General features: G+C 53.4%; 5 protein-coding genes and 1 pseudogene. All 6 read left to right on the forward strand.

What is annotated here, in order from left to right; translation table 11 throughout:
* Window positions 1-32: 32 nt before the first annotated feature.
* The gene (locus APY94_RS07115) at window positions 33-653 is read left to right on the forward strand and encodes an IS607 family transposase (RefSeq protein ID WP_058938969.1); all 621 of its coding nucleotides are present in this window, start codon (window positions 33-35) and stop codon (window positions 651-653) included.
* On the forward strand, window positions 650-1,201 hold the full coding sequence (locus APY94_RS13670; RefSeq protein ID WP_169791808.1) for a hypothetical protein: 552 nt from the start codon (window positions 650-652) through the stop codon (window positions 1,199-1,201). The genes APY94_RS07115 and APY94_RS13670 overlap by 4 nt, the downstream gene beginning before the upstream one ends.
* Window positions 1,179-1,643, forward strand: coding sequence for a zinc ribbon domain-containing protein (locus tag APY94_RS13675; RefSeq protein ID WP_169791809.1), 465 nt, complete (start codon window positions 1,179-1,181; stop codon window positions 1,641-1,643). Before APY94_RS13670 ends, APY94_RS13675 begins: the two co-directional genes overlap by 23 nt.
* A gap of 423 nt (window positions 1,644-2,066) precedes the next feature.
* A complete protein-coding gene (locus APY94_RS07125; protein WP_058938970.1) occupies window positions 2,067-3,314 on the forward strand; it encodes an ORC1-type DNA replication protein in 1,248 nt (415 codons plus the stop codon).
* On the forward strand, window positions 3,314-5,461 hold the full coding sequence (locus APY94_RS07130; protein WP_058938971.1) for a DNA-directed DNA polymerase II small subunit: 2,148 nt from the start codon (window positions 3,314-3,316) through the stop codon (window positions 5,459-5,461). The genes APY94_RS07125 and APY94_RS07130 overlap by 1 nt, the downstream gene beginning before the upstream one ends.
* Window positions 5,462-6,543: pseudogene (locus APY94_RS07135) on the forward strand (DNA polymerase II large subunit); the annotation flags it as partial.

The raw sequence follows: 6,543 nt of genomic DNA on the forward strand, positions 1-6,543 counted from the left end.
CTTTCGTTGCATATTAATATTTGGGGCTAGCAATGCCAAAGTTTTACAAACCCTCCGAGGTTGCAGAACTCCTTAACTACAACAAAGTAACCATAATCCGCTGGATTCACGCTGGAAAAATCAGAGCCATCAAAATAGGTCGGGATTATAGAATCCCCGAAGAAGAAGTTCAAAAACTGCTCGGCAAGAAAAAAGAAACAACAAGAGCAATCCTCTACGCCAGAGTCTCAGGAAGAGACCAAAAAGAAGACCTCGGAACACAACTCAAAACCCTCGAACAATACGCCATCAGCAAAGGCTACCAAATAGTTGAAGAAGTGAAAGAAATCGCCTCCGGACTGAACGAGAATAGAAAAGGCCTCAAAAAACTCATCACCCTCGCAAAAAACAGCGAGTATGACGTTCTCATCATCACTTATCCAGATAGGCTTACACGGTTCGGCTTCAAATATCTGGAAGAACTCTTCTCAGCATACAACGTGAGGATTGAAACAGTCTTCAAAAAAGACAAGACACCACGAGAAGAACTGGTTGAGGACTTAATCGCAATAATAACCAGCTTTGCCGGGAGACTTTACGAGTTGAGAAGCCACAAGAACAAAAAGCTCGTTCAAGGATTCAAAAAACTCCTCGTGGAGGTTGAGAACGAGTGAAACTAACCCGAACAGTCGTCCTCGAAAGCCTCCCACTCACGGGAAAGAAGTTCGAGGCGATAAAAGAGATTTATGACGAATACTCGGAAATATTAACCTTTCTGACAAACTATGCAGTTGAAAACAAAGTGAAGAGCCATCTAAAACTTAGGAAAATCTTCTACAAAAAACTCAAGGAGGAGCACAATCTTCCAACCCACTATTACTACACGGTTTGCCAAGACGCAGTGACGAGGGCCAAGAGCTTCCTCGAACTGAAGAAGAAGGGAAAGGCCAAAACTGAAAAACCGGTTATCCGGAACGTTTCGCTCTGGCTGGACGATGTTCTATGGGATTACAAGAGGTTCCCTCAATTCGACACTCTAAAAAACGGAAAGAGAATCCTTGTCATAGGCCTCACGACAAAGAGGGGTAGGATAAAACTCCCATTAAAACCACACAAACTCTTCTTCAAGTATCTTGACGAGGGCTGGAAGCTCAAGGCTGGCGTGAAACTCCATATTGTTGAGAAGGAGCGGAAAGTTCTTGCATGCTACTCTCGTCTTTGAGGCCGTTCCGAAGAATTTTAATCAAAGGGTTGTGAGGAAAAGGAGAAAGAGCGAGGCGAGGCTGAGGGATACGCTTCACAACATTGGAATGAATGGTTTCCAGCGTTTTGTCTTTGAGAAGGCGGTTGAGTATGGTGTTTCTGTGGTTTTTGTTAATCCTTCTTATTCTTCTCAGGTTTGTCCGCATTGTGGTGCGTTTAGGGTTAAGCCTAATGATGACGCTCTGCGTCGGAGGGTTTTCGAGTGTCCGGTTTGCAGTTTTTCAATGGACAGGGATTTTGTTGCGGTCTTGAACTTGGTGGGGCTGTTTCCGTTCAGCCCGAAGGCCTGTGAGCCATCGGCGGAGGACTCGGTGAGTCCGGTGATGCTGGTGGTTGAGGCTAACCTCCTGCACTGCAAGAACTCGTTAGTGATAATTAGTCAAGGACTGCAACAAAAATAAGCGCAGGAGGAAACGGATACACCTACGAGCAGCTCATGGAGTTCCTGACCGTTAAAGTCGGACTCGACGAAGCGGAAGCAAGGAGGCTTCTGGATTCCGTTCTTGAGGTCACCCGGGAAAAATCTGGGCCGGAAGAGGCGTGACGCTGGCTGGTTCTCTTTGATCATCTCTTCTGTTTTCTCACCCTCTTTTTACATCCCCCTGTTCAACAACGCATATAAACCCATGACCTCGAATATCTATGCTTTCCTCTGCATCCAGTGCTTCCTCTGGAATATGTGTCTGATGTTCAAAATCTGGCAAATGACTATGGAAAATAGTCAATACTAAATGTCTTTAATTGCTTAATTGGCAAAGTCAATCATTTGGGTTTGCACGATAATCAATAACCGGCCTGGATTTCCATTGGAATGGGTGGTGAGAATGGACGACAATTACATTGATTCAATCTTCGAGAAGTACCTTCACGCCAAGAAGATATTCAAGAATAAAGAGGTTCTCAGACACAGTTATACCCCTAAGGAGCTCCCCCACAGGCGCGAGCAGATTGAGGAGCTGGCTCATATTCTGGTTCCCGTCCTCCGTGGCGAGACGCCTTCGAATGTTTTTGTGTACGGGAAGACGGGAACGGGTAAGACGGTTACCATAAAATTCGTTACCGACGAGCTGAAGAGGATCTCCGATAAGTATGAGATCCCCGTGGACGTCATTTACATCAATTGCGAGATAGTGGACACTCAGTACCGTGTTCTGGCGAACATCGTGAACCACTTTAAGAACGAGAGCGGCGTTGAGGTCCCCCTCGTGGGCTGGCCCACCGATGAAGTTTACGCACGGCTTAAGGAGGTAATCGACGCCCGTGAGCGCTTCGTCATAATAGTCTTGGACGAGATTGACAAGTTAATCAAAAAGAGCGGCGATGACATCCTCTACTCCCTCACGAGGATAAACACCGAGCTGGGCCTTGCGAAGGTGAGCATCATAGGCATCTCAAACGACCTCAAATTCAAGGAGTACCTCGATGCGCGCGTCCTCTCGAGCCTGAGCGAGGAGGAGGTTGTCTTTCCCCCGTACGATGCCAACCAGCTCAGGGATATTCTGATGCAGCGTGCCAGCGACGCATTCAACGAGGGCGTTCTCGACGACGGCGTCGTCCCCCTGTGTGCCGCCCTGGCCGCGAGGGAGCACGGCGACGCGAGAAGGGCCCTTGACCTGCTCCGCGTTGCGGGTGAGATAGCGGAGCGCGAGGGCGCGAGCAAGGTCACGGAGAGGCACGTCTGGAAGGCCCAGGAGAAGATAGAACAGGACACCATGGAGGAGGTCATAAAGACCCTTCCGCTCCACTCGAAGGTTCTGCTCTACGCAATAGTCCTCCTGGACGAGAACGGCGAACTGCCCGCCAACACGGGCGACGTTTACTCGGTTTACATGTCCCTCTGCGACCACATCGACCTCGAACCCCTCACCCAGAGGCGCGTGAGCGACCTGATAAACGAGCTCGACATGCTCGGCATCATCAATGCCAAGGTCGTCAGCAAGGGCCGCTACGGCAGGACGAAGGAAATAAGGCTCAACGTAACACCTTATAAGGTCAAGAACATATACAGACACGATTCCCAGCTTCAGACCATGCTGACGGTGAGCATGTCCCGCCAGAGGAGGCTGCTCTGATGGGTTTGATCGAGGATTTAATGGCCAATCGCTATCTAATCACCCCTTCGGCTTACTACCTTCTCGTGGATAGCTATAAGAAGGACTTCACTCTCGCCGAGCTGATAAAGTTCGCCCGTGCCAGGGGCACGTTTGTCATAGACTCAGCCATTGCGAAGGAGTTCCTCAGCGGGAAGGGCCCTGCTCCACTGGAACCCCCCGCCGGCGAGGGTCCCCCCGAGCTCCAGGAGACTGTCGAAGAAATCCCCCTCGAATCTGGAGAATCTGATGAACTGCCGGAAGAATCTTCCGATTTTGCTGAGAGGGTCCCGGATGGGGTTCATGTTGCTGAACCCGGCGACGTGATGGGCTCTTCTGGAGGGGAACCGCCAACTTATATTTCCACTGGAAATCCTGGTGAATCCGCGGTGGAAACTGCGTCTTTTAGTGGATCTGGGCTAGGAGAACCCGAATATTCTGGGGGGGAGAGTTTCATTTCCACTGGAACTCTGCCTGCCGGTGGTGATGGGGAGGGACCCGTGGGGGAAAACGTGTCCGCTGGGACCCCCGGGGAGGATGCCCCCCTCGAGACGTTTCCGATGGAGAACGGTGCTGTGTTGCGGTCTGAACCCGCCGCAGGGGGCCAGGCTGTGGTTGCTGGCTCTGCCTTCCCCGAGAACGGAAACGGTTACACTGACGATGAATCCTACTACTCCGACGAGAACGGGAACGGTGTGAAGCCCAAGATAGTTTACGGGGACTACGGGGTGCCGATAGCCTACGTCGGCGAGGAGGTTCCCGAGGAGAAGAGCTACTCGACGTACGCGGATGTTGTTATAGCGCCCAGGGAGGGCTTCCACTATCGTGCGAGGGAGATAGAGGATGACTGGGAGCTCGTCTTCGACGTCAAGAATGTGAAGTTCGAGGTTCCCAAGGTCAAGAGCGCCGCCAGCAAGGAGGGCGAGATAATCGTCAAGGTGTACTCGGACTACTTCAAGAGCCGGCTGAGAAAGATGCGCAGAATCCTCCGCGAGAACCCCGAGCTCGGCAGCGTCATAGACATAGGGAAGCTGGGCTACGTGGGAGGGGACGAGGAGGTAACCATCATCGGTCTCATCAACAGCAAGCGCGAGACGGCTAAGGGATTCATGTTTGAGGTCGAGGACAGCACTGGGATAATCAAGGTCTTCATAAACCGCAACAACGAGGAGAGCAAGAAGTTCTTCCAGATAATGCCCGACTCCGTTATAGCCTTCCGCGGCCGCTACTCGGGGAGGGGCATATTCTTCGCCAACAGGATCTACCTCCCGGACGTTCCAAAGTTCAAGCGCGACAAGCCTCCGCTCGAGGAGAAGGTTTACGCCATCCTCCTCAGCGACATCCACGTGGGAAGCAACAAGTTCTGCGAGAAGGCCTTTGAACGCTTCCTCGAGTGGCTCAACGGTGAGGTGAACAACCGCGCCGAGGAGGAGCTCGTGAGCAGGATAAAGTACATGATAATTGCCGGCGATGTCGTCGATGGAATCGGCATCTACCCCGGCCAGTACAACGAGCTGGAGATTCCGGACATCTTCGATCAGTACGAGGCCCTGGCGAACCTCCTCCGCAACGTGCCCGACCACATAACCATGTTCATCGGCCCGGGCAACCACGACGCCGCCAGAACCGCCCTCCCCCAGCCGGGGTTCTACGATGAGTACGCCAGACCCCTCAAAAAGCTCAAGAATGCCGTCATGATAAGCAACCCTGCCGTCGTGAGGCTTCACGGACGCGACTTTCTCATTGCCCACGGGCGCGGCATAGAGGACGTCGTCAGCTTCATCCCGAACAGGAGCCACCACAGGCCTGCCGAGGCCATGCTCGACCTGCTCAAACTCCGCCACCTTGCGCCGACCTTCGGGGAGAAGGTGCCCGTCGCACCGGATTCGGAGGATACCCTCGTTATAGAATCCGTTCCAGACCTCTTCCAGGCCGGTCACGTCCACGTTATGCAGTACAAGATGTACAACGGCGTTTTTCTGATAAACACCGGAACTTGGCAGGCCCAGACGGAGTTCCAGAAGATGGTGAACATCATGCCAACACCCGCCAGGGTGCCCATAATAGACGTCGAAACCGCCCGCTTGAGGGCCGTTGTGAGGTTTGACGAGTACTGTGAGGGGGTTTGAATGGGCGAGGAACTCTACTCATCCGAGATGAAATCCTACTTCGAATCGCTCCAGCGCGAGATAGACAGGGCCTACGAGGTGGCGAGAAAGGCCCGTGAACAGGGGAAGGACCCCAGCCTTGAGGTTGAGGTCCCCCAGGCGACCGACATGGCCGGCCGTGTTGAGAGCCTCGTCGGTCCGAAGGGCGTGGCCGAGAGGATACGTGTTCTTGTTAAGGAGTACGGTAAAGAACTGGCCGCCCTAAAGGTCGTTGACGAGATTATAGACGGTAAGTTCGGTGACCTGGGGAGCAAGGAGCGCTATGCTGAGCAGGCCGTTAGAACCGCCCTTGCCATCCTCACCGAGGGAATCGTCTCCGCCCCCCTGGAGGGAATAGCCGACGTCAAGGTCAAGAGGAACGAGTGGGGAGACAATTCCGAATACCTGGCCCTTTACTACGCGGGCCCCATCAGGAGCTCCGGAGGAACCGCACAGGCTCTCAGCGTCCTCGTCGGAGACTACGTCAGGAAGAAGCTCGGCCTTGACCGCTTCAAGCCCAGCGAGAAGCACATAGAGAGAATGGTGGAGGAGATCGACCTCTACCACCGCGCCGTCACGCGCCTGCAGTACCACCCGGAGGCGGATGAAGTAAGGCTCGCCATGAAGAACATCCCCATCGAGATAACCGGCGAAGAGACCGACAAAGTCGAGGTTTCCCACCGCGACGTTCCCGGCGTTGAAACCAACCACCTGCGCGGCGGTGCCATACTCGTCCTCGCCGAGGGTGTCCTCCAGAAGGCGAAGAAGCTCGTCAAGTACATAGACAAGATGGGCGTTGACGGCTGGGACTGGATAAAGGAGTTCGTCGATGCCAAAGAAAAGGGCAAGAAGGCGGATGATTCCAAATCTTCCGAATCCAAAGCCGAGGATTCCGGCGCCAGGGAGGAAGTTGCCGAAAAAGTTGAGAAAGGCTTCTACTACGAGCTCTACGAGCGCTTTAAGGCCAACATCGCCCCCAACAAGAAGTACACGAAGGAGATAATCGGTGGAAGGCCGCTCTTCGCCGAGCCCTCCGAGAACGGCGGCTTCCGTCTGCGCTACGG

Source organism: Thermococcus celericrescens, from assembly GCF_001484195.1.
GTDB classification, from domain to species: domain Archaea; phylum Methanobacteriota_B; class Thermococci; order Thermococcales; family Thermococcaceae; genus Thermococcus; species Thermococcus celericrescens.

Coding starts and splice junctions, on each gene's coding strand:
- APY94_RS07115 (WP_058938969.1), top strand. CDS start 33: ATGCCAAAGTTTTACAAACCCTCCGAGGTTGCAGAACTCCTTAACTAC.
- APY94_RS07125 (WP_058938970.1), top strand. CDS start 2,067: ATGGACGACAATTACATTGATTCAATCTTCGAGAAGTACCTTCACGCC.
- APY94_RS07130 (WP_058938971.1), top strand. CDS start 3,314: ATGGGTTTGATCGAGGATTTAATGGCCAATCGCTATCTAATCACCCCT.